Source organism: Duganella sp. CT11-25 (assembly GCF_047302815.1).
Classification (GTDB): Bacteria; Pseudomonadota; Gammaproteobacteria; order Burkholderiales; family Burkholderiaceae_D; genus Rugamonas.
Window position 1 is genome coordinate 1,418,140 of the sequence record NZ_JBKBFD010000001.1, and the last position, 25,462, is coordinate 1,443,601.

Consider the following 25,462-nt stretch of genomic DNA (forward strand, 5'->3'; position numbering starts at 1 on the left):
GTATCGGTTCTCCTTATGCCGGCTGGACCGCCGCGGCGTCCTTGTGGGCCATCTGCTCTTCGTGGAAGCGCGCGAACTCCAGCTGCCAGTCGGACTGCTGCTGCACCGGCATCACCTGCACCGCCGTGACCTTGTATTCCGGGCAGTTGGTGGCCCAGTCCGAGTTCTCGGTGGTGATCACATTGGCGCCCGATTCAGGGAAGTGGAAGGTGGTGTAGACCACGCCCGGCTGCATGCGCTCGGTCACCAGCGCGCGCAGCACGGTCTCGCCGGCGCGGCTCTGGATGCCGACCCACTGGTCGTCCTTGATGCCTCGCTCCTCGGCGTCGTGCGGGTGGATCTCCAGCCGGTCCTCGGCATGCCACTGGACGTTCTCGGTGCGCCGCGTCTGCGCGCCGACGTTGTACTGCGACAGGATGCGGCCGGTGGTCAGGATCAGCGGATACATGCGGGTGACCTTCTCGTCGGTCGGCACGTATTGCGTGATGATGAAACGCCCCTTGCCGCGCACGAAGCTGTCGATGTGCATGGTCGGCGTGCCTTCCGGCGCGGCGTCGTTGCACGGCCACTGGATGCTGCCCAGCTTTTCCAGCTTGGCGTAGCTGACGCCGCTGAAGGTCGGCGTCAGACGCGCGATTTCATCCATGATTTCCGACGGATGCTTGTAGTTCATCGGATAGCCCAGGCGGTTCGACAGCTGCACCGTCACTTCCCAGTCGGCGTAGCCGGCCTTCGGCGCCATCACCTTGCGCACGCGCGAGATGCGGCGCTCGGCGTTGGTGAAGGTGCCGTCCTTTTCCAGGAACGAGGAACCCGGCAGCAGCACGTGGGCGTACTTGGCGGTTTCGTTGAGGAAGATGTCCTGCACCACGATGCACTCCATTGCTTCCATCGCCGAGATCACATGCTGGGTGTTCGGGTCGGATTGGACGATGTCCTCGCCCTGGCAATACAGGCCCTTGAAGCTGCCGTCCAGCGCCGCCTCGAACATGTTCGGGATGCGCAGGCCTGGTTCGGCCTGCAGCTCGACGCCCCATGCGGCCTCGAACTGCATGCGCACGGTGGTGTCGGAAACGTGGCGGTAGCCCGGCAGTTCGTGCGGGAAGGAGCCGATGTCGCACGAACCCTGCACATTGTTCTGGCCGCGCAGCGGATTGACGCCAACGCCTTCGCGGCCGACGTTGCCGGTGGCCATGGCCAGGTTGGCGATGCCCATCACGGTGGTCGAACCCTGCGCATGCTCGGTCACGCCCAGGCCGTAGAAGATGGCGCCGTTGCCGCCGGTGGCGAACAAACGGGCCGCGCCGCGTACCTGCTCGGCCGGCACGCCGGTCACCGATTCCATCGCCTCCGGCGAATTCGACGCCTGCGCCACGAAGTCGCGCCACTGGTTGAACGCGCGGTCGTCGCAACGTTCGGCGATGAACTGCTCGGCCAGCAGGCCTTCGGTGACGATCACGTGGGCCAGCGAGCTGACCATGGCGACGTTGGTGCCGGGACGCAGCTGCAAATGGAATTGCGAGCGGATGTGCGGCGACTTGACCAGGTCGATGCGGCGCGGATCGATGACGATCAGCTTCGCGCCCTGGCGCAGGCGGCGCTTCATGCGCGAGGCGAACACCGGATGGCCGTCGGTCGGATTGGCGCCGATCACCATGATGACGTCGGACTTGGCCACCGAGGCGAAGGTCTGGGTGCCGGCCGATTCGCCCAGCGTCTGTTTCAGGCCATAGCCGGTCGGCGAATGGCAAACGCGGGCGCAAGTGTCGACGTTGTTGTTGCCGAACGCCGCGCGCACCAGCTTCTGCACCAGGTAGCCCTCTTCGTTGGTGCAACGCGAGGAGACGATACCGCCGATCGAATCCTGGCCATGCTTGGCCTGGATGCGCTTGAATTCGGACGCCGCGTAGTCGAGCGCCTCGTCCCAGGACACTTCCTTCCACGGATCGGTGATCTTCGAGCGTATCATCGGCTTCAGGATGCGGTCCTTGTGGGTCGCATAGCCCCACGCGAAGCGGCCCTTGACGCAAGCGTGGCCTTCGTTGGCCTTGCCGTCCTTCGACGGCACCATGCGCACCACTTCGCTGCCCTTCATCTCCGCATCGAGCGAGCAACCGACGCCGCAATAGGCGCAAGTGGTGGTGACCTTGTGTTCGGCCTGGCCCAGCCAGATCACCGATTTTTCCTGCAGCGTGGCGGTCGGGCAGGCCTCGACGCAGGCGCCGCAGGACACGCATTCCGATTCCATGAACGACTCGCCGGCGCCGGCCGAGACGCGCGACTCGAAGCCGCGCCCGGAGATGGTCAGCGCGAAGGTGCCCTGGGTTTCCTCGCAGGCCCGCACGCAGCGGTTGCAGACGATGCACTTGGACGAGTCGAAGGTGAAGTAGGGATTCGATTCGTCCTTCTTCAGCTTCAGGTGGTTCTCGCCCTCATAGCCGTAGCGCACTTCGCGCAGGCCGGTCACGCCGGCCATGTCCTGCAGCTCGCAATTGCCGTTGGCCGGGCAGGTCAGGCAGTCCAGCGGGTGGTCGGAGATGTACAGCTCCATCACGCCCTTGCGCAGTTCCTGCAGCTTGGAGGTCTGGGTGCGCACCACCATGCCCTCTTCCACCGGCGTGGTGCAGGAGGCCGGGTAGCCGCGCCGGCCCTCGATCTCGACCAGGCACAGACGGCAGGAGCCGAACGGCTCCAGGCTGTCGGTGGCGCACAGTTTGGGAATATTGGTGCCGCTTTCGGCGGCGGCGCGCATCACCGAGGTGCCGGCGGCGACCGTCACGCGCTCGCCGTCGATGGTCAGGGTGACGAACTCCATGTTCGGGTTCAGCGGCGGCGGGGTGCCCAGGTCGCGGGCGATGATGGTTTCGATCATATTGTTCTCCTAGGCGGCGCGCTGGTCTTCAGGGACCTGGCCGAAATCTTGCGGGAAGTGGTTCAGGGCCGACAGCACGGGGTACGGCGTCATGCCGCCCATCGCGCACAGCGAGCCATGCAGCATGGTGTCGCACAGTTCGCGCAGCAGGATGACCTGGCGCGGACGTTCGCCGTCGGCGTTGGCGGTGATCTTGTCGATCACCTCGACGCCACGGGTGGAGCCGATGCGGCACGGCGTGCATTTGCCGCACGATTCGACCGCGCAGAATTCCATGGCGTAGCGCGCCAGCTTGCTCATGTCGGCGCTCTCGTCATGCACCACGATGCCGCCGTGGCCCAGCACCGCCCACAGCGCGGCGAATGCCTCGTAGTCGAGCGGCGTGTCCCACTGCGATTCGGGTAAATACGCGCCCAGCGGACCACCGACCTGCACCGCCTTGATCGGCCGGCCGGAGGCGCTGCCGCCGCCGTATTCGTACAGGATGTCGCGCAAGGTGACGCCGAACGCCAGTTCGATCAGGCCGCCCTGCTTGATATTGCCGGCCAGTTGCACCGGCAGGGTGCCGCGCGAACGGCCCATGCCGTAGTTCTGGTAGTAGGCCGCGCCCTTCTCGAGGATCAGCGGCACGGCGGCCAGCGACAGCACGTTGTTGATCACGGTCGGCAGGCCGAACAGGCCGGACAACGCGGGCAGCGGCGGCTTGGCGCGCACCACGCCGCGCTTGCCCTCGATCGATTCAAGCAGCGCGGTTTCCTCGCCGCAGATGTAGGCGCCGGCGCCCTTGCGCACTTCGAGGTCGAAGCCGCGTCCCGAGCCCAGGATGTTGGCGCCCAGGAAGCCGGCCTTGACGGCGCTGGCGATGGCGTGGTTCAGGTTGGCGATCGCGTGCGGATATTCGCTGCGCACGTAGATGTAGCCTTTGTTGGCGCCCACGGCCAGGCCGGCGATGGTCATGCCTTCGATCAGCATGAAGGGATCGCCTTCCATCACGATGCGGTCGGCGAAGGTGCCGGAATCGCCCTCGTCGGCGTTGCAGACGATGTATTTCTGGGAACCGCCCGCCTTCAGCACGGTGTTCCACTTGATCCCGGTCGGGAACGCGGCGCCGCCGCGGCCGCGCAGGCCGGACGCGGTCACGGCGGCGACGATGGCGGCCGGTTCCATCGCCAGCGCGTTGCGCAGGCCCTTGTAGCCGTCATGCGCTTCGTAGTCGGCCAGCGAGAGCGGATCGGTGACGCCGGCGCGGACGAAGGTCAAGCGGCTTTGCTTGGCCAGATATGGGATCTGCTCGACCAGGCCCAGCGCCAGCGGATGGCCGCCCTGCCCCAGATGGAAGCCGGCGTCGAACAACGCGGCGACATCGGTGGCGTCGACCGGGCCGAAGCCGATGCGGCCGTCCGCCGTGGCGACTTCCACCAGCGGTTCCAGCCACAGCAGGCCGCGCGTGCCGTTGCGCACGATGTCGACGTCGACACCCCGGCGCGCCGCTTCGGCGGCGATGGCCGTCGCCACGTCGTCGGCGCCCAGCGCCAATGCGGTCGAATCGCCGGGAATATAGATACGGATGCTCATGCTGCCTCCTTGGCCTTGGCCAGCAGCGCGTCGAAGCGGGCCGGCGTGACGCGCGCGTGCAACGCCTCGTTGATCATCAGCGACGGCGCGGTGGCGCACTGTCCCAGGCAGTAGACCGGCTCCAGCGCGAAGGCGCCGTCGCCGCTGTGGGCGTGCAGCTTGCAGCCCAACGCCCGCTCGGCATGCGCCAGCAGCGCGTCGCCGCCCATGCTCTGGCAAGCCTCGGCGCGGCAAATCTGCACCACCTGCCGCGCAGGCGGTTCGGTACGGAAGTAGTGGTAGAACGTGATCACGCCATGCACTTCGGCGCGCGACAGGTTGAAGGTGCTGGCGATCTGCACCACCTGGTCGGGTGGAATGTAGCCGACCGCGTCCTGGATCGCGTGCAGGACCGGCAACAGCTGGTCCTGGGTGCCGCTGCTGGCGGCAAGAATGGCGTTGGCCTGGGCGGCTATATCGGTCTGGGCCTGGGGTGTACGCTGCGACATGATGTCTCCGTGTTTTTTATCGTGTGCTACGGGCGCGCATATGTTCTACTTAGCATATATCACGCGTATTATTAACGCATGCCCCTAGGCTAGCACTGTAAAAACAACGAAGCAATATGAAGGATTTTGCATATGATCAAAGTTGAGATCCAACCCGACTGGGTATTGCGCCAACCTAGCGGGCGGGCGGTGTCATTGCCGGTGCTGCTGGGTTTACTGGAGGCGGTGCGCAGTTCGGGCAGTATCAGCCAGGCGGCGACGGCCCGCGGCATCTCCTACCGCCACGCCTGGGGACTGCTGCGGGAGTTCAACGAGCAGTTCGGCGCCGAGCTGGTACACAAGTCGCGTGGGCAGGGAACGGTGCTGTCGCCGCTGGCCGACAAGCTGCTCTGGGCCGACAAGCGCATCAGCGCCCGGCTCAGCCCCATGCTCGACAGCCTGGCCTCGGAATTGCAGCAGGAACTGGCCAGCCTGCTCGACGAGCGCCCGCCGGCGTTGCGCCTGACCGCCTCGCACGGTTTCGCGGTGGCGGCGCTGGTCAACCGGCTGGAGCAGCAGGACGTGCTGGTCGACCTGCAATACCGCAGCAGCACCGAGGCCGTGACCGCCCTGGCGCGCGGCGAGTGCGACCTGGCCGGCTTCCACCTGCCGGTCGGCGACTACGAGGGGGCGGCGGCGGCCAAGTATCTGCCATGGCTGGATCCGGCGCGCCATATGCTGATCCACCTGGCTTTCCGCATGCAAGGGATATTTGTCGCCAAGGGCAACCCGAAGGATATCCGCTCGCTGGCCGACCTGGCCCGGCCCGATATCCGTTTCGTCAACCGCCAGCGCGGCTCCGGCACGCGGCTGCTGCTGGAATTGTTGCTGGACGGCCATAACATCGCGCCGGACGCCATCAACGGCTTCGACAGCGCCGAATTCACCCACGCGGCGGTGGCGGCCTATGTCGCCAGCGACATGGCCGACGCCGGCTTTGGCGTGGAAACCGCCGCGCGCCGCTTCGACCTCGATTTCGTGCCGGTGATACGCGAACGCTACTTCTTCGCCTGCGCCCGGGAAGCGCCCGCCGCGCCGCTGGTGGCCGCGGCGCTGACGGTGATGGAGAGCGACGGCTTCAAGGGCACCCTGGCCGCCCTGCCCGGCTACGACGGCGCGCTAAGCGGCCAGCGCCTGGCGCTGCAGGCGCTGTTCCCTGAAGTCAAAGTCTAGTGATCACCTAGAAGTGATACTCGGCCCGTATCATCGGCGTCCTGGCGACATAGCCCTGGCCGCCGGTGGTGGCGGAGGTGTTGCCGAACTTGTTGCGCCAGTACTGGTACTCGACGCCGACCCGGAACACATTCTTCGCGCGTCCCATTGCCGCGCCCACGTCCAGCATCAGCTGCATGTCGATATTGGTCTCGGCGCCGGTGTCGTTGCCCACTTCGTCCTTGCCCTTCTGGGCCAGGAAGTTCGCATAGCCTTCGAACGACCACAGCGAACCGACCGGAATCCCCCACTCGGACGACAGCATCGCATGCGTCTTGTAGGTATAGCGTCCACCGACGTTGGAGATCGGCGGGAAGGCGCCGCTTGGCGCGTTGCTCTCGTTGACCAGGAACAGGCTGGTGTTGAAGTGCCCGGCCGGCACGTCCCACATCAGCGTCGGCCCCAGCACCAGCATGCGCTTGCGCGAGTTGTAGCCGACGTCGTTCTTGGTGTTGACGTCGAAGCCGCCCGTGATGCCCAACCCGCGCACCGGGCCGAACTTGTATTCGCCGCCGGTGACCTTGCTCAGGTCGACCGTGTTGCGGTACAGGATATACGCTTCGTTGGCGCCGGATTTCTGCGTCAGCGACGCCGGGTCGTTTTTGTCGGACATCAGGAAGTCGGCGTTGAAGTAGTTGGTGCCGTACTTGTAGCCGCTGACATGCGTGAGCGCCACGATGTGCTTGGAGATGTCGCTGGAATTGAACGGCTCGCGGAAGTCCTGGCCGTAGCGCCAGCTGATCGACGTATCGCTCCAGTCGGCGGCGTGCACGCCGCCCGAGATGAAGACACAAGCGATGCAGAACAGCTGAGGAATTTGTCTCGTTTTCATTTTTATGGTTTTCCTTGGTTTTTTGTCTCAGCCAGCGCCGAGGTAGACGAACTTGAAGGTGAATACACAGGCGATGGCCCAGATCACGGGACGCACTTCGCGCACGCGGCCGGTCATCAGCTTCAGCACCGCATACGAAATAAAGCCGAACGCCACGCCCAGCGCGATCGAATACGTGAACGGCATGGTCAGCGCCGCAATCGCGGCAGGCACGCTTTCGGTGGTGTCGCTCCAGTCGATTTCAACCAGCTCGCGCAGCATCAGGCACGAGACATACAACAGCGCGGGCGCGGTCGCATAGCTCGGCACCACGCCGGCCAGCGGCGAAATGAACAGGCAGGCCAGGAACAGCACGCCGACGGCCACCGCGGTCAGGCCGGTGCGGCCGCCCGCCTGCACGCCGGCCGCGCTTTCGATGTAGGCGGTGGTGCTGGAGGTGCCCAGCATCGAGCCGGCCAGGATCGCCGTGCTGTCGGCCAGCAGCGCCTTGTTCAGGCGTTCCATCTTGCCGTTGACCAGCAGGCCGGCGCGATTGGCCACGCCCATCAGCGTGCCGGTGGCGTCGAACAGTTCAACCAGGAAGAACACCAGCACCACGTTCAGCAGGCCGACCGACAAGGCGCCCATGAAGTCAAGCTTGAACAGCGTCGGCGCCAGCGAAGGCGGCATGTCGACCACGCCGTTGAACTGGTTGCCGGCAACGAAGAAGCTCAGCACCGTCACCACCATGATGCCGATCAGGATCGCGCCTTTGACCTTCAGGCGGTCCAGCGCGACGATCACGAAGAAGCCGAAGATGGCCAGCAGCGTCGTCGGCGCATGCAGGTTGCCGACCTTGACCAGCGTGTCGGGACTGCTGATGACGATGCCCGCGCTCTTCAGCGAGATCAGTCCCAGGAACAGGCCGATGCCCACCGTGATCGCGGTGCGGATCGAATGCGGGATGCCGTTGACGATCATCTCCCGCAATTTGAATATGCTGACAAACAGGAACAGGCAGCCGGAAATGAATACCGCGCCCAGCGCCATTTCCCATGGCATGCCCATGCCCTTGACCACCACGTAGGCAAAATAAGCGTTCAACCCCATGCCCGGCGCCATCGCAATCGGATAGTTTGCGTACAGGCCCATAATCAGACAGCCCAATGCGGCCGCGATACAGGTGGCGACGAAGACAGCGCCCTTGGGCATGCCGGCGTCACCGAGGATGGAGGGATTGACGAAAATGATGTACGCCATCGTCAGGAAGGTCGTCAGGCCTGCGACCAATTCGGTGCGCACGTCTGTACCGTTCTCTTTTAGCTTGAATAACTTCTCTAGAATTAACATGTCGTCTCCGTGTTCTAATTAACTTCTTATCTTTGTCATCCGCCGATTAAACATGGGAACAATCAGCGTTGACCTTATCTCAGGGGCCACTTGATGAAATTGGTTTGGTGGCATACCTGCTATCTGTTATGGCCTATAACAGTCGGGACGCGCCGTATCGCCTACGGCGTAGTCCCTTGCTGTCCCTCCTATCGCTTCGCGTAATGTCGGTTAAACGAAATCGCCGATCTTCGCCTCCACCGCCTTGCGCACCGAGCCGCTGACGATGAAGGAACGCGCCATTTCAAGGTCGTCGTGCAACCAGCGGTCACCTTCCAGGCTGGCCGGGATCTGGCTGCGCACCGCGTCGTAGGCCGCCTGCGTGCCCGCGCCGAGCACAAAACCGGGCAGCAGGTTTTCCGTCATGGTCAACGCTTGCGACGCCAATAACATTTCTACGCCGACAATGTATTGTGTGTTCGATACCACAGTGGCCGCCTTGCGGGCACACCAGGTCGAGTTGGACACGTGGTCTTCGCTGTTGCCCTTGGCCGGAATCGAGTCGACGCTGCCCGGCATGCACAGCGTGCGGTTCTCCATCACCAGGGAACTGAGCGAGCATTGCATCACCGGGTAGCCGGTGTTCACGCCGCGCACGCCGGACATCAGGTTGCGCGGCAGGCCCCACGACAGCGTCGGGTCGATCAGGCGCGCGACGCGGCGCTCGACGATGCTGCCCAGGTCCGCCACCGCCATCGCCAGCAGGTCCATGGCCTGCGCCAGGTACTGGCCGTGGAAGTTACCGCCCGAGATGATCTCGAAGCCGCCGCCGTCCTTGCCGAAGATGAGCGGATTGTCGGTGGCGGAGTTCACCTCCTTGTCGAGGATGGTGTCGATGTAATCCAGCGCATCGAACACCGGACCGTAGACCTGCGGCGCGCAGCGCAGCGAGTACACGTCCTGGATGCGGGCGGTGTAGGGGATATCGGTGCGGCGCGACTCTTCCGGGAACTGCACCGCGCGCGCCTCGTGCGTGGTGCGGGTCGAGCCTTGCAGCAGGTGGCGCACGATGGCGGCGGTCTTGATCTGGCCCGCGTGCGGACGCGCTTCATGGATGCGCGGATCGAAGGCCGCCATTTCGGCGCGCATCGCTTCCAGCGTCAGGCCCAGCGACAGGCAGGCGTCCGACAGCATGTTGCGCGCATCGGAAGCGGCCAGCAGCGCCACCGCCAGCGACACCGTGCAGCCGTTGATCAGCGCCGACGCATCCTTGGCCTTCAGGCCGAACTTGATCGGGCCGACATTGGCGGCGACGATCGCTTCCGGCGCCGGCATGCGGCGACCCTGGTACATCACTTCCGCCTCGTCGAAGCCGGCGATGGCGGCGGCCAGGTAGGCCAGCGGCGCCAGGTCGCCGGAGGCGCCGACGGAGCCCTTCTGCGGCATGATCGGGTGGATGCCGGCGTTGACGAAGGCCAGCAGGCGGTCCACCACTTCGACGCGCGGCGCCGAGTAGTTACTGGCGAAGGCGTTGGCGCGCAACAGCATGGTGGCGCGGCTGACCTCCTCGGAGAACGGCTCGCCCATGCCGCAGGCGTGCGCCTTGATCAGCTGAGTCTGGAACAGTTCGATGTCCCGCACCTTGACGCGGGTGTCCTTCAGCAGGCCGACGCCGGTGTTAAAGCTGTACATCATCGGCGCCTCGTCGTGCATCCAGGTCGACTCGATATAGTCGCGGCTTTCCTTCAGCGCGGCGCGCGACGATGCGGCCAGGTTCACTTCGATCGCGTGGTTGCGGGCGACGGCGACGACTTGCGCGGCCGTCAGGTTGAAGCCATTGATGGTGGTGGTAGTCATATCAGTCTCTCTCTCAGTTCGCACCGGCCGCGAACCAGGCGCCGATTTCGGCGCGCTCTTCCGGCGTCATGTTGGTCATATTCCCGATCGGCATAGCCTTCAGCACCACGGCCTGCTGGTTCAGCTTTGCCGCGTTCTGGTGGATCAGTTCCGGCGTGTGCAGCATGATGCCGGCCGGCGCGGTGGCAAAGCCGGGCTGCGTGGGCTGAGCCGAATGGCAGCTGGCGCAGCGCTGGTTGACGATGGCCTGGACGCGGGCCATGTCTGGAGCGGTCGGCGCGGCCGTCGCAAGTGCTGCGCCGTGCGCGTCGCCGGCGGCGCCGGGCGCGGCGGCAAGCGCCGAAGCGGACGCCGGCACGGGTGCCGTTGCGGGACGCGGCGCGATTACCACGGCGACGGCGGCCAGGATCGCCACGCCGGCGGCCGGGAAGCCCCAGGCGTTGTGGCCGTGGTGGCGCAGGTTGAAGAAGTGGCGGATCAGGACGCCGGCCGCGATGATCGCGCCCAGCAGCGCCCAGCTATAGGCGTGGCTGTAGGTCATCGCATAGTGGTTGCTGATCATGATGAGCAGCACCGGCAGCGTGAAGTAGTTGTTGTGTACCGAGCGCTGCTTGGCCTTCTTGCCGTGGATAGGATCGGGCGACTTGCCCTGCTCCATCGCCTGCACCAGCTTGCGCTGGCCCGGAATGATCAGCATCAGCACATTCCCGACCATCATGGTGCCGATCATGGCGCCGACGTGGATGTAGGCGGCGCGGCCACTCAGGAACTTGGTCAGTACATAGGCCATGGCGACGATGAAGACAAACATCACGATCCCCATCAAGCCCTCCTTCTGTCCCAGCGGCGAGCGGCACAGCGCGTCGTAGACCACCCAGCCGAACAGCAGCGAACCGAGGCCGACGCCGATCGCTTGCCACTGCGTCAGGTCCGCGACCGACTTGTCGATCATCATCGCCGAGGCGTTGAAGTAGTAGACGATGAACAGCAGCGAGAAGCCGGAGATCCAGGTGGCGTATGCCTCCCACTTGAACCAGTGCAGGTCCGACGGCAGCTCGGCCGGCGACACCAGGTATTTCTGCGGGTTGTAGAAGCCGCCGCCGTGAACGGCCCACAGCTCGCCCGACACACCCTTTTTCGCCAGGTCGGAACCCGGCTTGGGCGGACGGATGCTGTTGTCGAGCCAAACGAAATAGAAGGATGCGCCTATCCACGCAATCCCGGTGATCAGGTGCAGCCAGCGCACCAATAGATTGAGCCAATCCACGCCGTAAGCGAGCAATTCCATGTCTTCCTCTTCATTGGATTTAAGCTCGTCTGCCACCGCGGGCGCTCCAGACGACGGGGAAGATGTCCCCTTTTGGCCGCGAACCGTTGAGAGCTCCGCTGCGACCGATTGAACCCACACGCGAACGCGCATGGTGTAGGACGAACGATAAACTAATTCTGGCTTTTCTTATCGCAGTGGCCGTATATTAAAAATAGGCTCACAGTTATAGACATACCACCATGGCACAACTTCCCGACCATTTAGACCTGCACCTGATACGCATTCTGTACATGCTGCTATGCGAGAAAAACGTCACCCGCGTAGCGATGAAACTCGATCAAACCCAGCCCTCTGTCTCGGCCGCGCTACAAAAACTGCGCGAGCTGACCGGCGATCCCCTGCTGGTGCGGGGCGGGCGCGGCATGGTGCCGACCCAGCACGGCGAGAGCTTGAAGAAGCCCGCCAAGCGTATCCTCGACGAGGTCGGACAACTGTTCCTGCACAAGACGCCGTTCGCCTCGCAGGAGGAAAGCCGCACCTTCCGCATCGGCGCGCCGGACTACCTGGACGTGCAATTTCTACCCAACGTTGTGGCGCGCTTGCGACGCGAGTCGCCGAAAAGCCGCGTCATCATCCACAGCCTGGGCGCGGAAGTCGACTCGGTGCGCATGCTGTCGGACGGCGAACTCGATCTGTTGATCGGCAACTGGGCGGAACCGCCGGAGCACCTGCACCTGTCACGGCTGTTTGACGATCCCATCGTCTGCGCCATGCGCGCCGACGCCCCTTACGCCAAGCGCACCGGCGCCAACGACATGACGCTGGACGACTATCTGAGCCTGCCGCACGTGGCGCCCTCGCCCACGCTGCCCGGCTTCCACGGCGTGATCGACAGCTTCCTGGCGCAGCAGGGCCACCAGCGCAACGTGGTGGTGGAATCGGCGTATTTCAGCCTGATTCCCTACATGCTGACGCAGACCGACATGGTGCTGACCACGGGCCGCCAGTACCTGCGCTTCTACGAGCGCAACCTGCCGATCAAGACCTACACCGTGCCGCTGCGCTTCCCGCCCATGCGCTTCTACCAGTTGTGGCACGAGCGGGTGCATCACGCGCCGGAGCACAAGTGGCTGCGCGACCTCGTCACGCAGGCCGCGCACGCGCTCACCGCCTAGCTCACCGCCTAGCTCATCGCCTGGAAATCGGCCGTCGGCGTCGCACGCCGACAACACTTCCCATAAGCCCGGGCTGAGTGCGATTATGGCTCCGGGCGTATATAACAATCGCCCCCGCACTATATTATTCCTCTTATATCAAGCGCCGTTCCCCCAGCGGCCCAACAAGAGGAGACAGGCGCCGCCTGCACAACAATGACCATCACTCTGCACCACCTGAACAACTGCAGCGCCGACGAATTCACCTCGCTGCTGCATGGCTTGTACGAACACTCGCCATGGATACCGCAACGCGCCGCCGCACAACGCCCCTTCATCACGACAGCGGCACTGAAGCAGGCCATGCAAGCCGTGGTCCGCAACGCCAGCGAAGAAGAACAACTCGGCCTGGTCCGCGCCCATCCCGAGCTGGCAGGCAAAGCCGCGTTGGCCGGCGAACTGACGGCGGAATCCACCGGCGAACAGGCGCAGGCCGGCCTGACGCATTGCAGCGCCGACGAACTGGCCACGCTGCACAAGCTGAACGCCGACTACAACAGCAAGTTCGGCTTCCCCTTCATCCTCGCGGTCAAGGGCCCGACCGGTGGCGGACTGACGCGGCATGAGATCATCGCCGCCTTCAGCCGCCGCCTGCGCTCGCAGCGCGACGACGAACTGGCCGAGTGCCTGCGCCAGATCGGCCGCATCGCCGAAATGCGCCTCAATGCGCTGATGGAGCTGAACCTGCAATTCGGCCCGCAGATCATGGAATGGTCGGAAGTGATCGGCGCCTGGAGCGACGACGTCGGCAACCTGACCTGCGCCTACATGACCGACGCGCACCGCAAGACCGCCGCGCAGCTGGCGACATGGATGCGCGAAGCCGGCATGGAAGTGGAGATCGACCCGGTCGGCAACGTCGTCGGCCGCTACAAGTCGGACCAGCCGGGCGCCAAGACGCTGCTGACAGGATCGCATTACGACACCGTGCGCAACGGCGGCAAGTATGACGGCCGCGAAGGCATCCTGCTGCCGATCGCCGTCGTCAAGCATCTGCACGAACGCGGCGAACGCCTGCCGTTCAACCTGGAGATCATCGGTTTCTCCGAAGAAGAAGGCGTGCGCTATCAAAGCACCTTCCTGGGCAGCACCGCCGTCATCGGCCAGTTCGACCTGGCCCTGCTGGACAAGGCCGACGCGCAAGGCATCACCATGCGCAGCGCGTTGACCGAGGCGGGACACGACGTCGGCAGGATCGCGTCGGTCGCGCGCAAGCCGGAGGACGTGCTGGCCTTCGTCGAAGTCCACATCGAACAAGGCCCGGTATTGCTGGGCAAGGGCCTGCCGACCGGCGTGGTCACCTCGATCGCCGGCAGCTGCCGCTACCAGGTCGAACTGACCGGCCTCGCCAGCCACGCCGGCACCACGCCGATGATCATGCGCAAGGACGCCGCCGCTGCCGCCGCCGAGATTGTGCTGTACGTGGAAGACCGCTGCGGCCGCGAACGTTCGCTGGTCGGTACCGTCGGTCAGCTGCACGTGCCGGACGGCTCGGTCAACGTGATCCCCGGCGCCTGCAAGCTGTCGCTCGACATCCGCGCAGCCGACGACGCCACCCGCGACGCCGCCGTCACCGATATCCTGAACCAGGCCGAAGCCGTGTGCGCGCGGCGCCAGATCGGCCTCAAGATCACCAAGATCATGCAGGCCCCGGCCGCGCCGTGCGCGCCGTGGCTGGTCAGGCAGATCGCCGCCGCCACCGAGCGCGCCGGCATCGAAGTCTTCGAGCTGCCGTCCGGCGCCGGCCACGACGCCATGGCGCTGGCCCGCATGACCGATGTCGCCATGCTGTTCACGCGCTGCGGCAATGGCGGCATCAGCCACAACCCGCTGGAAACCATGACGGCGGACGACGCCGAGGTATCGGCACAGATCTTCCTGGACTTCCTGCGCCAGTTCCAAACCCCGTCATTGCGGAGCAATCATGTCTGAACCTATTCGATTCTTCTACCGCGGCGAAGTCCGTGCCGTCGAAGGCGGCGCGCCAACCCGCACCCTGCTCCAGCATCTGCGCGAAGACCTGCACTGCACCGGCACCAAGGAAGGCTGCGCCGAAGGCGACTGCGGCGCCTGCACCGTGGTCGTGGCGGAGCTGCAGCCGGACGGTGAAGTGGCCATGAAGTCGGTCAACTCCTGCATCCAGTTCGTGCCCACGCTGGATGGCAAGGCCGTCTTCACCATCGAAGACCTGAAGCAGCCCAACGGCGGCATGCACCCGGTGCAGGAAGCCCTGGTGGAATGCCACGGCTCCCAATGCGGTTTCTGCACGCCGGGCTTCGCCATGTCCTTATGGAGCCTGTACCTCAAACAGGAGGGCCGGACCGCGCCGCCCTGCCGCAAGACCGTCGACGAAACCCTGTCGGGCAACCTGTGCCGCTGCACCGGCTACCGCCCCATCATTGAAGCCGCGCGCCGCATGAGCGAGCTGCCGCCCGTCAGTTTCGACCGCGAGGCGCTGAAAGCCTCGCTGCAAACCATCCAGCGCACCGAGATGTACAGCTATAGCCACGATGGCCAAACCTTCTACGCACCGCGCACGCTGGCCGAACTGGCCGCGCTGCGCGCCGACAAGCCCACCGCCACCATCGTCGCCGGTTCGACCGACGTCGGCCTGTGGGTCACCAAGCAGATGCGCAACCTGGGCGACATCATCTATGTGCGCCAGGTGCGCGAACTGCATCACATGGAAGAGCGCAACGGCATGCTGACCATCGGCGCGGCCGTCTCGCTCAACGACGCATACGAAGCCGTCTGCAAGCACTACAAGGAAGAGCTGCACGAAATGTGGCAGCGCTTCGCCTCTCAGCCGATCCGCAACACCGGCACACTGGGCGGCAGCGTCGCCAACGGCTCGCCAATCGGCGATTCGGCGCCGTGGATGATCGCGCTGGGTGCGGAAATCGTCATCCGCAGCGATCGGGGCCAGCGTTCCATGCTGCTGGAGAAGTTCTACCTCGATTACATGAAGAAGGACTGGCAGCCGGGCGAATTCGTCGAAGCCGTCCGCATCCCGCTGCCGCGCACGGACATCCACTTCCGCACCTACAAGCTGGCCAAGCGCTACGACCAGGACATCTCGGCCGTCTGCGCCGCCTTCGCCTTCACGCTGAAGGACGGCGTGGTCAGCGATGCCCACATCGCCTACGGCGGCATGGCCGCGACCTCGCGCCGCGCGCCGCTGGCCGAAGCGACCGTCAACGGCAAGCGCTGGGACGAGGCGACCATGAGGCTGGCCATGCGGGCGCTGGCGCAGGACTACACGCCGCTGAGCGACATGCGCGCCACCGCCGCCTACCGCATGAAGACCGCGCAAAACCTGCTGCAGCGCTACTGGCTGGAGACCAATCCCGACTCGGCGCAGCCGCTGCAATCGATCAACGCCTACCACTACGCCGAAGGAGCGCTGACAGCATGAACAGCAAATCGGAAGCATTCCTGACGCAGCCCGTCCCCATGGCATGGGCCGAAGTCGGCCAGTCGCATCCGCACGAATCGGCGGTGCTGCATGTGCTGGGCGAAGCCACCTACACCGACGACATCCCCGAAGCGCAAGGCACGCTGCACGCCGCGCTGGGCATCTCGTCCAAGGCGCACGCCAATATCCTGTCGATGAACTTCGACGCCGTCAAGGCCATGCCCGGCGTGGTGGCGGTCTATACGCACAAGGATATCCCGGGCGTCAACGATTGCGGCCCTATCATTCACGATGACCCCATCCTGTCCGAAGGCCTGGTCCAATATATCGGCCAGCCCATCTTCATCGTGGTGGCGGATTCGCACGACAACGCCCGCCGCGCCGTCAAGAAGGCCGTCATCGAATATGAAGAGCTGCCGGCCATCCTGACGCCGCAAGCCGCCCGCGACGCACAGTCCTTCGTCGTCCCGCCGATGCACCTGGCGCGCGGCGACGCGCAAGCTGCGTTCGAGCGCTCCGCGCACAAGCTGAAAGGCGAACTGCACGTCGGCGGCCAGGAGCAGTTCTACCTGGAAGGCCAGATCTCGTATGCCATTCCGAAGGAAGGCAGCGGCATGCTGATCTACTGCTCGACCCAGCACCCGACCGAAATGCAGCACGTCGTCGCACACGCCCTGCACCGCCATTCGCACGACATCGTCGTCGAGTGCCGCCGCATGGGTGGCGGCTTCGGCGGCAAGGAATCGCAGTCGGCGCTGTGGGCCGCATGCGCCGCCATCTCGGCCGCGCACCTGCGCCGGCCCGTCAAGCTGCGCGCGGACCGCGACGACGACATGATGGTCACCGGCAAACGCCACTGCTTCTACTACGAGTACGAGATGGGCTACGGCGACGACGGCCGCATCGTCGCCGCCAAGGTCGAGATGGTGTCGCGCGCCGGCTACTCGGCCGACCTGTCGGCGCCGGTCGCCACGCGCGCCGTCTGCCACTTCGACAACGCCTACTATCTGGCCGACGTCGACATCCGCGCCATGGCCGGCAAGACCAACACGCAGTCGAACACCGCCTTCCGCGGCTTCGGCGGCCCGCAAGGCGCCATCGCGATCGAATACATCCTGGACGAAATCGCGCGCAACCTGGGCATGGATGCGCTGGACGTCCGCAAGATCAATTTCTACGGCCGTAACGACGAAGAAGGCCGCAACGTCACGCAGTACCAGCAGAAAGTGGTCGACAACGTCATCCACGAACTTGTCGCGCAGCTGGAAGAAGAAAGCGGCTATCGCAAGCGCCGCGACGAGATCAACGCCTTCAACGCGACCAGCAAAGTGCTGAAGCGCGGACTGGCGCTGACGCCGGTGAAGTTCGGCATCGCCTTCAACGTCACCCACTTCAACCAGGCCGGCGCGCTGGTACACGTCTACACGGACGGCTCGGTGCTGGTCAACCACGGCGGCACCGAAATGGGCCAGGGTATCAACACCAAGGTATGCCAGGTGGTGGCGCATGAACTGGGCATCGACCTGGCGCTGGTGCGCGCCAGCGCCACCGATACCAGCAAGGTCGCCAACACCTCGGCCACCGCGGCCTCCACCGGCGCCGACTTGAACGGCAAGGCGGCGCAGGACGCGGCCAACACCATCCGCAAGCGGCTGGCCGAATTCGCCGCCAAGCGGCACGACGGCGATGCCGACAGCGTGCGCTTCGAGGCCAACTTCGTCCATGTCGGTGATCATGTGATCCCGTTCCCGGAGCTGGTGCAGAAGGCCTACATGGCCCGTATCCAGCTGTGGTCGGACGGTTTCTACGCCACGCCCGGCCTGCACTGGGATCCGAAGACCATGAGCGGCAATCCGTTCTCGTACTATGCCTACGGCGCCTCGGTGTCGGAAGTGGTGGTCGATACATTGACCGGCGAGTGGAAGCTGCTCAAGGCCGAAGCGCTGTACGACGCCGGCAACTCGCTGAATCCGGCCATCGACGTCGGCCAGGTCGAAGGCGCCTTCATACAGGGCATGGGCTGGCTGACCACCGAGGAACTGTGGTGGAACCCTGCCGGCAAGCTGATGACGCACGCGCCGTCGACCTACAAGATTCCCGGCATATCGGACTGTCCCGAGAATTTCGATGTCCGCCTGTTCAAGAACCGCAACGTCGCCGACAGCATCCACCGCTCCAAGGCGGTCGGCGAACCGCCGCTGCTGCTGCCGTTCTCGGTGTTCCTGGCGATCCGCGACGCCTGCTCCAGCGTGGCCGATCACAAGTATAATCCACCGCTGCGCGCGCCTGCCACCAGCGAATCCATCTTGAACGCCATCAGCGCGGTCCAGGAGCGGTGCTGATATGTCGAATAGCATGCCCTTCCCCCTCAACGCGCTGACGGCGGCGGCCAGCAAGGCCGTGCCGCGCGTGCTGGTCACCGTGGCGCAGGTCGCCGGCTCGGCGCCGCGCGAACCTGGCGCCAAGATGCTGATCACCCAGTATCACGCCTTCGACACCATCGGCGGCGGCCATCTCGAACAGGTGGCCACCGGCATCGCCCGCGAGATGCTGGCCATGCCGGCCGGCGATCTCCATGCCGAACGCCGGCTTGAACGCTTCCCGCTCGGCCCCAGTCTGGGCCAATGCTGCGGCGGCGTGGTGCACCTGGCGTTTGAACGCATCATGCCGGAAGCCGGCGAGCATTTCGGCGCGCTGATGCGCCGCTGGCGCGACGGCGTCGACAGCTGGCGCCTGGTGCCGCTGGACTGCGCGGAACCCGCCAGCATCTATGACGCGGCCGGCGCGCACGTATCGGGCCCCGGCCCGGCGCGGCTGGCCGCTCCCGGCCCAGGCATCGACTGCAAGGTACGCATCGACGATTTCGGCCATCGCTGGCTGATCGACGCCTGCCTGCCGTATCGTCCGCGCCTGTACCTGTTCGGCGCCGGCCACGTCGGCGCGGCCATCGTGCGCACGCTGGCCGAACTGCCTTGCCAGGTGGTGTGGGTCGACGAACGCGACGACATGTTCCCGACCATCGTGCCGGCCAACGTGCGCGTCGAGGCGACCGATACGCCGGAAGCGGTGGTGGAGGAAGCACCGCCAGGCGCCACCTTCCTGGTGCTGACCCATAGTCACACGCTGGACCAGACGCTGTCAGAGCATATCCTGCGCCGCACCGACTTCACCTGGTTCGGCCTGATCGGCTCCAAGACCAAGCGCGTGTCGTTCGAGCGCCGCCTGCAGGAGCGCGGCATCCCGGCTGCCCGCATGGCCGACATGACCTGCCCCATCGGCCTGCCCGGCATACACGACAAGGCGCCGGCCGTCATCGCCCTGTCCGTCGCCGCACAACTAGTGCAGGTATGGGAGGCTGCGGCGGCCGCGCCCTCCATCGCCCGCAGCACCACAATATCAGGAATCAAGGAAACAGCATGACCAGCATCATCATCAACAGCGGCGCCTTCCAGGCCTACCGCGCCAGCCTGCTGCACTTCAGCGACGACCCGGCCTATCACAACAACGCCTGCATGTGGCACGAGGACGGCCTGTTGATCGTCAACGACGGCAAGGTGCACATGGCCGGCGACTTCAAGCAGCTGATCGGCTTCCTGCCCGAGGGTACGCCGCTGCATGACCATCGCGGCAAGATCATCATGCCGGGTTTTATCGACACCCACGTCCACTATCCGCAAACCGACATGATCGCCTCGCCGGCGCCGGGCCTGCTGCCATGGCTGGAAAAATACACCTTCCCGACCGAGCGCCGCTTCTCGGACCCGGAACACGCCGCCAGCGTGGCCAGCTTCTTCCTCGATGAACTGACCCGCTGCGGCACCACCACCGCCATGGTCTACTGCACCGTGCACCCGCAATCGGTGGACGCCTTCTTCGCCGAAAGCGAGAGGCGCAACCTGCGCATGGTCGCCGGCAAGGTGCTGATGGACCGCAACTGCCCCGACTTCCTGCAGGACACCGCCGAATCCGGCGCCCGCGAAACGGAAGAGCTGATCAAGCGATGGCACAAGCGCGGCCGCCAGCTGTACGCGATCACGCCGCGCTTCGCCCCGACCTCCACCGAAGGCCAGCTGGAACTGGCCGGCGAGCTGGCGCGCGCCTATCCGGACACCTTCCTGCAAACCCACGTGGCGGAAAACACCGACGAAGTGGCGTGGGTCAGGTCGCTGTTCCCCAACGCCCGCAGCTACATGGACGTCTACGACCATTTCGGCATGATGCGTCCGCGCTCGATGTACGCCCACTGCATCTGGCTGGACGACGCCGACCGCGCCCGCATGGGCGAGACGCAATCGGCGATCTCGGTCTGCCCGACTTCCAACCTGTTCCTGGGCAGCGGCCTGTTCGACTTCGAGCGCGCCGATGCGCAGAAGGTGCCGCTGTCGCTGGCGACCGACGTCGGCGGCGGCACCTCGTTCTCCATGCTGCAAACGATGAACGAGGCGTATAAGGTGGCGCGCATGGCCGGCACCTACCTGCAGGCGATGCGCATGTTCTACCTTGCCACGCTGGGCGGCGCCCGCGCCATGCAGCTGGAAGGCACGATCGGCAATTTCGTCGCCGGCGCCGAAGCGGACTTCATCATCCTCGATCCGAAAGCCACGCCGCTGCTGGCGCGCCGCACCGAGCGCACCGATTCGATCGAAGAACTGCTGTTCGCCATCGCCATGCTGGGCGACGACCGCGCCATCTGCGCCACCTACGCGGCAGGTCAGGCCGTGCATCTGCGCCGGGACTGAAGAGAATCGGTTACGATATGCGCATGAAGCGGCGCATATTACTCAACCTCGCCTTGATGCTCGGCTGCGCTCCCGGTTCGCTCCTCGCGGCGGGAGCCGGGCAGTTGCGGGCGTCACCACCAACCTGCCGCCGCTCGTCATCGAGGGCGGCGGCAAGAATCCAGGCGCCCTGAACGAGCTGCTGGAGGAACTCTGCAAGCGCATGCGGTTATCCCCGAAGGTGGAGTTTGTGCCCTGGAAGCGCGCGCTGTTCCTGGCGACGACGATGCCCGTCACCGCGATCTTCCCGCTCACCCGCCTGCCGGAGCGCGAAGCCAAATTCCGCTGGCTGGCGCCGATGTACGAGGAGCGCTACCTGTTCCTCGCGCGGCGCGGCAGCAAATTCGATATCCGGCATCCGGAATCGATGAAGGCCAGCCGCATTGCCACGCTGCGCGGCGCCGCGCAAGCCATCATGCTGCAGGAGCTCGGCTACCACAACCTGATCGAAGCCAGCTCGGTCGATGAAATTCATCGCTTTCTGCTGGAAGGCATGACCGATGCCGCGTTCGGCGAAAAATTCATCATCCAGAGCTCGCTCAAGGCCCGCGATGGCGAGAAAGACTTCCACGTCAGCCAGCCGGTCCGCAGCACCACCGCATGGCTGGCCGGCTCGCTGGATGTCGACGACGACACCGTCCAGCGATTCCAGCGCGCCAAAGCGGCGATGGACGACGACGGCACCTCGCAGCGCATCCTGGCAAAATATGGCCTTAATTAAGTTTCGCTGGCTTCCCATCCTTTAGCTTTTCGCATACCGCCGCTGCGCCTGCAGCGGCGGACATGACGACATCTCCACCTTTGGCGCCAACCAGCCGTAGTTCAACGCGGCGGTTTCGCGCTTCGCAGGCTCGTTCGCGATTGGGATCATTTTTGACATCGCACGCTTCCATACCGTGCATATCGCCGCGGATATCGATTTGTACCGGCGTATCTGGAATGAGCTTGGCCTCATCGAGCTTGCGATAGACCACGCAGGCGCGGTCACGTGCCAATGAAATATTGTCGTCCCGGTTGCGCGGCATCGGATCCGCGTAGCCGATAATGAACAAGTTGTCGTCCTTGGCCTTGGCGCTCAGGAACTTGGAGATGACTGGTTGCGCAACGTCCCACTGAGACTGCTTCAGGTCCGACATATTCGAATCAAAATAGATACCGCGGCGAAGTTCAATGCAGGAAGTCTGCTCCTTGCTTTCCGACTTGCGCACGCCCGCGCTATCGAGCTCGATCCGGGTCGCCTCGTCCTGTTGTCCGAGTCCCACGTAGCTGCGGTCGCCGACGCCGTGCCACCAGACCCGAACTTTGCTGACCGCGATGTTCTCGTCATCCATCCTGCAGCTGTACAGCAAGATGCCCTTGGAGTCCGCAGCGGCCTGCAGCTTCCCGAAAGCGGCTTTATTGACAATGATCGTCGCCTCTTTCGTATAAACCCCCATGCCCGTCATCACATAGCGCAGCATTTGTTCTTCACGGCCGCAGGCAATATACGGCAACAGGCAACCCACCAGGATGAGTATCGCCGAACCACGCAGCTTGCGTTTATTTTTTTCCATCGCCTCCACCGTCGTCGCGGTCGGGACATCGAGCAGATCGATCCCCATCGTAACGCACATGCCACTCAGCAGGACGCCGGCGATCAGTTTGAACGCCTCAAAGCCATCGACTAAATGAAGGGAGATATACCCGATCGCCGCAGCAAATATCAGTCCAAGCGGGGAAAAACTCAAGAAGTCGGAAAAATCCTTGTGAAGCTCCCAGGCGCTGCCGATATTGACCGCCAGTGCGACGACGGCGATCGCGGAAGCAGCAATAAATGCCAAGCTGCCAGCAGCGCCAGAGTTGGCGAGCATACCCCGTACCGCTAGCGCGCAAACCAGCGCGGACAAGGCCAGTCCAAATATCCAGCCGGTATGCGCGCCGGCACGCCTGGTAATCCAGGGAGCAAAGACCAGCATGCCGAATCCAGCAATGATCAATCCCGTGAGCGCCAGGCCCAGCATCGCGAACACGAAGAACACCGTGTCGCCCGCCTTCAAACCCGAGGGAAAGAAGCGCGCCACGAAGAAGCAGTAGATAAAGACCGTGACCAATCCGACCGTGCTGGCGACGCCGACCGACAATCCAGCCAGCGTTTTCAGTTTTTCGGTGTTCAGTTTGGCAATTTCAGCGATCTTTTTCTGATCGTCGAGGGTGATGGGCACCGGCGATGGCGCCGGTGCTGGAGGAGGAGGAGGTGGTGGTGGAGGTGGAGCAAGCATGCGTTTCCAGTAGGGTAAAAATTATGGAACGCATCATACTTATTTCCCAATGGAAAAGTCTATCGAATAGTCACCCGTACCATAAATACCGACCATGTCGCCAGGATGAACGGCAGCGTAAGGCATGGCATACCCAATTGCCCCATGATCCACGCCAGCAAACCGCCCAGCACAATTCCGGCAACGCGCAAGCCATGCGGAAAGCGATAAACGCTGAGCCCCAGCGCCGTCAGCATGCAGTTCATTGCAATATCGGCCACTTGACCGCGTATGCCGATGCCGGTCGAGGCCACCGCCCACACGGCGATTCCCGCACCAAGAACCCACAACGAGGCGCGCCGGCTCAACCAGGCTGTACTCGCCAACAGCAGGCATCCCAACCAGGCGGAAGGAACAAAACTGGCTTGCGCCCACGCGCAGAACAGCAGGGTTTCGTCCGCAAGGCGACAACCCGCATAGGAGCGCGGCGTCAACCCAGGCACCGGCGCCATGACGATCGCCAGCCACATGACGAGCACAAAACCGGAGGTCAATACAGGCAGTTTGCAAAGCTGCGCGCAACGGGAAAAAATCGCGGTCAGCGCACCGGCCAGCACGATCGCGACGCACAGCGGCCATCCAGCCTCATAGCAGGCGCATAGTCCAATCCCGCTCAGCGCACCGTTGAAACTGAACAGGCCCTTGTCACGGTCCGCTTTCGCATATTCAAGCGCCCAAGCCACCAGCGACGCGACAGAAACACCCAGCACCGCCCCCGCAGCCAGTATCGGCCCGCTCAGGTACAGGCAAAACAGCAGCACCGCGCCGAATACGGGTGTGGCTTGAAAGTAGATCTGCCCTATTCCAACCAACTGGCGCTGCAGTACCAGGGGAACCGCAGCGCCGCGCGACGACGATAGGATCACGCCGCGACAGGTTCGTCGTCCGGCCAGATTTGCGCGATGCGCAGCAGGTTGGTGCTGCCCGGCTGGCCGAACGGCACGCCGGCCGTGATGGCGATCTGGTCGCCCGGCTGGCCGAAGCCTTCACGCAGCGCGGCCTGGCACGCCGAGCTGACCATGCGGTCGATATTGCGCACATCCTGGCTCACGGTCGAATGCACGCCCCACACCACGGCCAGGCGCCGCGCGGTGGACAGGTTCGGCGTGATGCTGAGGATGGGCGCCATCGGCCGTTCGCGCGCGGCGCGCAGGCTGGTGTGGCCGGAACTGGTGTAGGTCACCGTCGCCACCGCGCCGACGATGCTGGAGACATCGCGCAAGGCCGAGCAGATGGCGTCGCCGCTGGTGGGCAGCGGCGCCTGGTTCTGCGCGTCGATGATCTGGCGGTACAGCGGATCCTTCTCCACCTCGACGATGATGCGGCTCATGATGGCGACCGCTTCGACCGGATAGGCACCGCTGGCCGATTCGGCCGACAGCATCACCGCATCGGCGCCGTCATAGATCGCGCTGGCGACGTCCGACGCCTCGGCGCGGGTCGGCACCGGCGAGGTGATCATCGATTCCAGCATCTGGGTCGCGATCACCACCGGCTTGCCCTGCTGGCGGCAGGCGCGCACGATACGCTTCTGCGCGCCCGGCACCTGCTCCGGCGGCAGTTCCACGCCCAGGTCGCCGCGCGCCACCATCACCGCATCCGAGACCTCGACGATGGCGTCCAGCGTATCCATCGCCGCCGGTTTCTCCAGCTTGGACATCAGCGCCGCGCGGGTGCCGACGATGGCGCGCGCCTGCAGCACATCCTCCGGCCGCTGCACGAAGGACAAGGCAACCCAGTCCGCGCCCATCTCCAGCGCGAAATCCAGGTCACGCAGGTCCTTCTCGGTCAGCGATGGAATCGGCAGCACCACATCGGGCACGTTGACACCCTTGCGGTCCGACAGCGTGCCGTTGTTCAGCACCCGTGTACGGATGCTGCGGCCGTCGTTGGCCAACACCGCCAGCTTTACCTTGCCGTCGTCGAGCAGCAGCGACTGCCCCGCCGCGATCACTTCGAACAGCTCGGGATGCGGCAGGCAAACGCGGTCCTGGGTGCCGGCCATGGTATCGCGGTCCAGCGTGAACTCCTGGCCGGCGGACAGCGTGATCTTGCCGACCGCGAAAGTACCGATGCGCAGCTTCGGTCCCTGCAGGTCCGCCATGATGGCGATGGGACGGCCGACCTTGCGCTCGATCTCGCGCACGATATTGCAGCGCGCCTGGTGATCCTGGTGGGTGCCGTGGCTGAAATTGAAGCGGAATACATCGACTCCGGCCTCGAACAAGGCCTGTATGGCCTCCTTGCTGCTGCTGGATGGTCCCAGCGTGGCCACTATTTTGGCCTGGCGTTGACGTCGCATTAT

General features: G+C 64.5%; 18 protein-coding genes. 8 read left to right on the forward strand and 10 right to left on the reverse strand.

What is annotated here, in order from left to right:
- Nucleotides 1-13 precede the first annotated feature (13 nt).
- The 3 genes from fdhF to ACEN9F_RS05765 all read right to left on the reverse strand — a co-directional run bounded on the left by fdhF (nucleotide 14) and on the right by ACEN9F_RS05765 (nucleotide 4,935).
- Nucleotides 14-2,815 carry a formate dehydrogenase subunit alpha gene (gene fdhF, locus ACEN9F_RS05755; protein WP_413426976.1) on the reverse strand — a complete coding sequence of 934 codons (2,802 nt, stop codon included), beginning with the start codon at nucleotides 2,813-2,815 and terminating at the stop codon, nucleotides 14-16.
- Between the two features lie 66 nt (nucleotides 2,816-2,881).
- Nucleotides 2,882-4,447, reverse strand: coding sequence for a formate dehydrogenase beta subunit (locus ACEN9F_RS05760; RefSeq protein WP_413418717.1), 1,566 nt, complete (start codon nucleotides 4,445-4,447; stop codon nucleotides 2,882-2,884).
- On the reverse strand, nucleotides 4,444-4,935 hold the full coding sequence (locus ACEN9F_RS05765; RefSeq protein ID WP_413418719.1) for a formate dehydrogenase subunit gamma: 492 nt from the start codon (nucleotides 4,933-4,935) through the stop codon (nucleotides 4,444-4,446). The genes ACEN9F_RS05760 and ACEN9F_RS05765 overlap by 4 nt, the downstream gene beginning before the upstream one ends.
- 132 nt (nucleotides 4,936-5,067) lie before the next feature.
- On the opposite strand from ACEN9F_RS05765, the gene ACEN9F_RS05770 reads away from it, so the two are divergent.
- A complete protein-coding gene (locus tag ACEN9F_RS05770; RefSeq protein WP_413418721.1) occupies nucleotides 5,068-6,147 on the forward strand; it encodes a substrate-binding domain-containing protein in 1,080 nt (359 codons plus the stop codon).
- A 7-nt stretch (nucleotides 6,148-6,154) separates the two neighbouring features.
- Here ACEN9F_RS05770 and ACEN9F_RS05775 read toward each other — a convergent pair whose 3' ends face one another.
- The 4 genes from ACEN9F_RS05775 to ACEN9F_RS05790 all read right to left on the reverse strand — a co-directional run bounded on the left by ACEN9F_RS05775 (nucleotide 6,155) and on the right by ACEN9F_RS05790 (nucleotide 11,471).
- The gene (locus ACEN9F_RS05775) at nucleotides 6,155-7,018 is read right to left on the reverse strand and encodes an outer envelope protein (protein ID WP_413418723.1); all 864 of its coding nucleotides are present in this window, start codon (nucleotides 7,016-7,018) and stop codon (nucleotides 6,155-6,157) included.
- Between the two features lie 27 nt (nucleotides 7,019-7,045).
- A complete protein-coding gene (locus tag ACEN9F_RS05780) occupies nucleotides 7,046-8,347 on the reverse strand; it encodes an NCS2 family permease (RefSeq protein WP_413418725.1) in 1,302 nt (433 codons plus the stop codon).
- Between the two features lie 210 nt (nucleotides 8,348-8,557).
- Nucleotides 8,558-10,183 carry an HAL/PAL/TAL family ammonia-lyase gene (locus ACEN9F_RS05785; RefSeq protein WP_413418727.1) on the reverse strand — a complete coding sequence of 542 codons (1,626 nt, stop codon included), beginning with the start codon at nucleotides 10,181-10,183 and terminating at the stop codon, nucleotides 8,558-8,560.
- A gap of 13 nt (nucleotides 10,184-10,196) precedes the next feature.
- The gene (locus tag ACEN9F_RS05790; protein ID WP_413418729.1) at nucleotides 10,197-11,471 is read right to left on the reverse strand and encodes a urate hydroxylase PuuD; all 1,275 of its coding nucleotides are present in this window, start codon (nucleotides 11,469-11,471) and stop codon (nucleotides 10,197-10,199) included.
- A 221-nt stretch (nucleotides 11,472-11,692) separates the two neighbouring features.
- Between ACEN9F_RS05790 and ACEN9F_RS05795 the strand changes: the two genes are divergently transcribed.
- From ACEN9F_RS05795 to ACEN9F_RS05825, 7 genes are all read left to right on the forward strand, one after another.
- Entirely contained in the window at nucleotides 11,693-12,628 is a 936-nt protein-coding gene (locus ACEN9F_RS05795) for a LysR substrate-binding domain-containing protein (RefSeq protein WP_413418731.1), read from the forward strand.
- Nucleotides 12,629-12,823: 195 nt separating this feature from the next.
- A complete protein-coding gene (locus tag ACEN9F_RS05800; protein ID WP_413418733.1) occupies nucleotides 12,824-14,599 on the forward strand; it encodes an allantoate amidohydrolase in 1,776 nt (591 codons plus the stop codon).
- A complete protein-coding gene (xdhA, locus tag ACEN9F_RS05805) occupies nucleotides 14,592-16,082 on the forward strand; it encodes a xanthine dehydrogenase small subunit (RefSeq protein WP_413418735.1) in 1,491 nt (496 codons plus the stop codon). The genes ACEN9F_RS05800 and xdhA overlap by 8 nt, the downstream gene beginning before the upstream one ends.
- Nucleotides 16,079-18,424, forward strand: a complete 2,346-nt coding sequence (gene xdhB, locus ACEN9F_RS05810) for a xanthine dehydrogenase molybdopterin binding subunit (RefSeq protein WP_413418737.1) — start codon at nucleotides 16,079-16,081, stop codon at nucleotides 18,422-18,424. Before xdhA ends, xdhB begins: the two co-directional genes overlap by 4 nt.
- Before the next feature lies 1 nt (nucleotide 18,425).
- Complete coding sequence (gene xdhC, locus ACEN9F_RS05815; protein WP_413418739.1) at nucleotides 18,426-19,502, forward strand: xanthine dehydrogenase accessory protein XdhC; 1,077 nt, start codon at nucleotides 18,426-18,428, stop codon at nucleotides 19,500-19,502.
- Nucleotides 19,499-20,821, forward strand: a complete 1,323-nt coding sequence (gene guaD / locus ACEN9F_RS05820; RefSeq protein ID WP_413418741.1) for a guanine deaminase — start codon at nucleotides 19,499-19,501, stop codon at nucleotides 20,819-20,821. Before xdhC ends, guaD begins: the two co-directional genes overlap by 4 nt.
- A 139-nt stretch (nucleotides 20,822-20,960) precedes the next feature.
- On the forward strand, nucleotides 20,961-21,581 hold the full coding sequence (locus ACEN9F_RS05825) for a substrate-binding periplasmic protein (RefSeq protein ID WP_413426978.1): 621 nt from the start codon (nucleotides 20,961-20,963) through the stop codon (nucleotides 21,579-21,581).
- Here the strand turns inward: ACEN9F_RS05825 and ACEN9F_RS05830 are convergent.
- From ACEN9F_RS05830 to pyk, 3 genes are all read right to left on the reverse strand, one after another.
- Nucleotides 21,574-23,061 (reverse strand): hypothetical protein, encoded by a 1,488-nt coding sequence (locus ACEN9F_RS05830; RefSeq protein ID WP_413418743.1) that lies wholly within the window; start codon nucleotides 23,059-23,061, stop codon nucleotides 21,574-21,576. The genes ACEN9F_RS05825 and ACEN9F_RS05830 overlap by 8 nt on opposite strands.
- Before the next feature lie 116 nt (nucleotides 23,062-23,177).
- Nucleotides 23,178-24,023 (reverse strand): urea transporter, encoded by an 846-nt coding sequence (locus tag ACEN9F_RS05835; protein WP_413418745.1) that lies wholly within the window; start codon nucleotides 24,021-24,023, stop codon nucleotides 23,178-23,180.
- A complete protein-coding gene (pyk, locus tag ACEN9F_RS05840) occupies nucleotides 24,020-25,459 on the reverse strand; it encodes a pyruvate kinase (protein ID WP_413418747.1) in 1,440 nt (479 codons plus the stop codon). Before pyk ends, ACEN9F_RS05835 begins: the two co-directional genes overlap by 4 nt.
- Nucleotides 25,460-25,462: the final 3 nt, after the last annotated feature.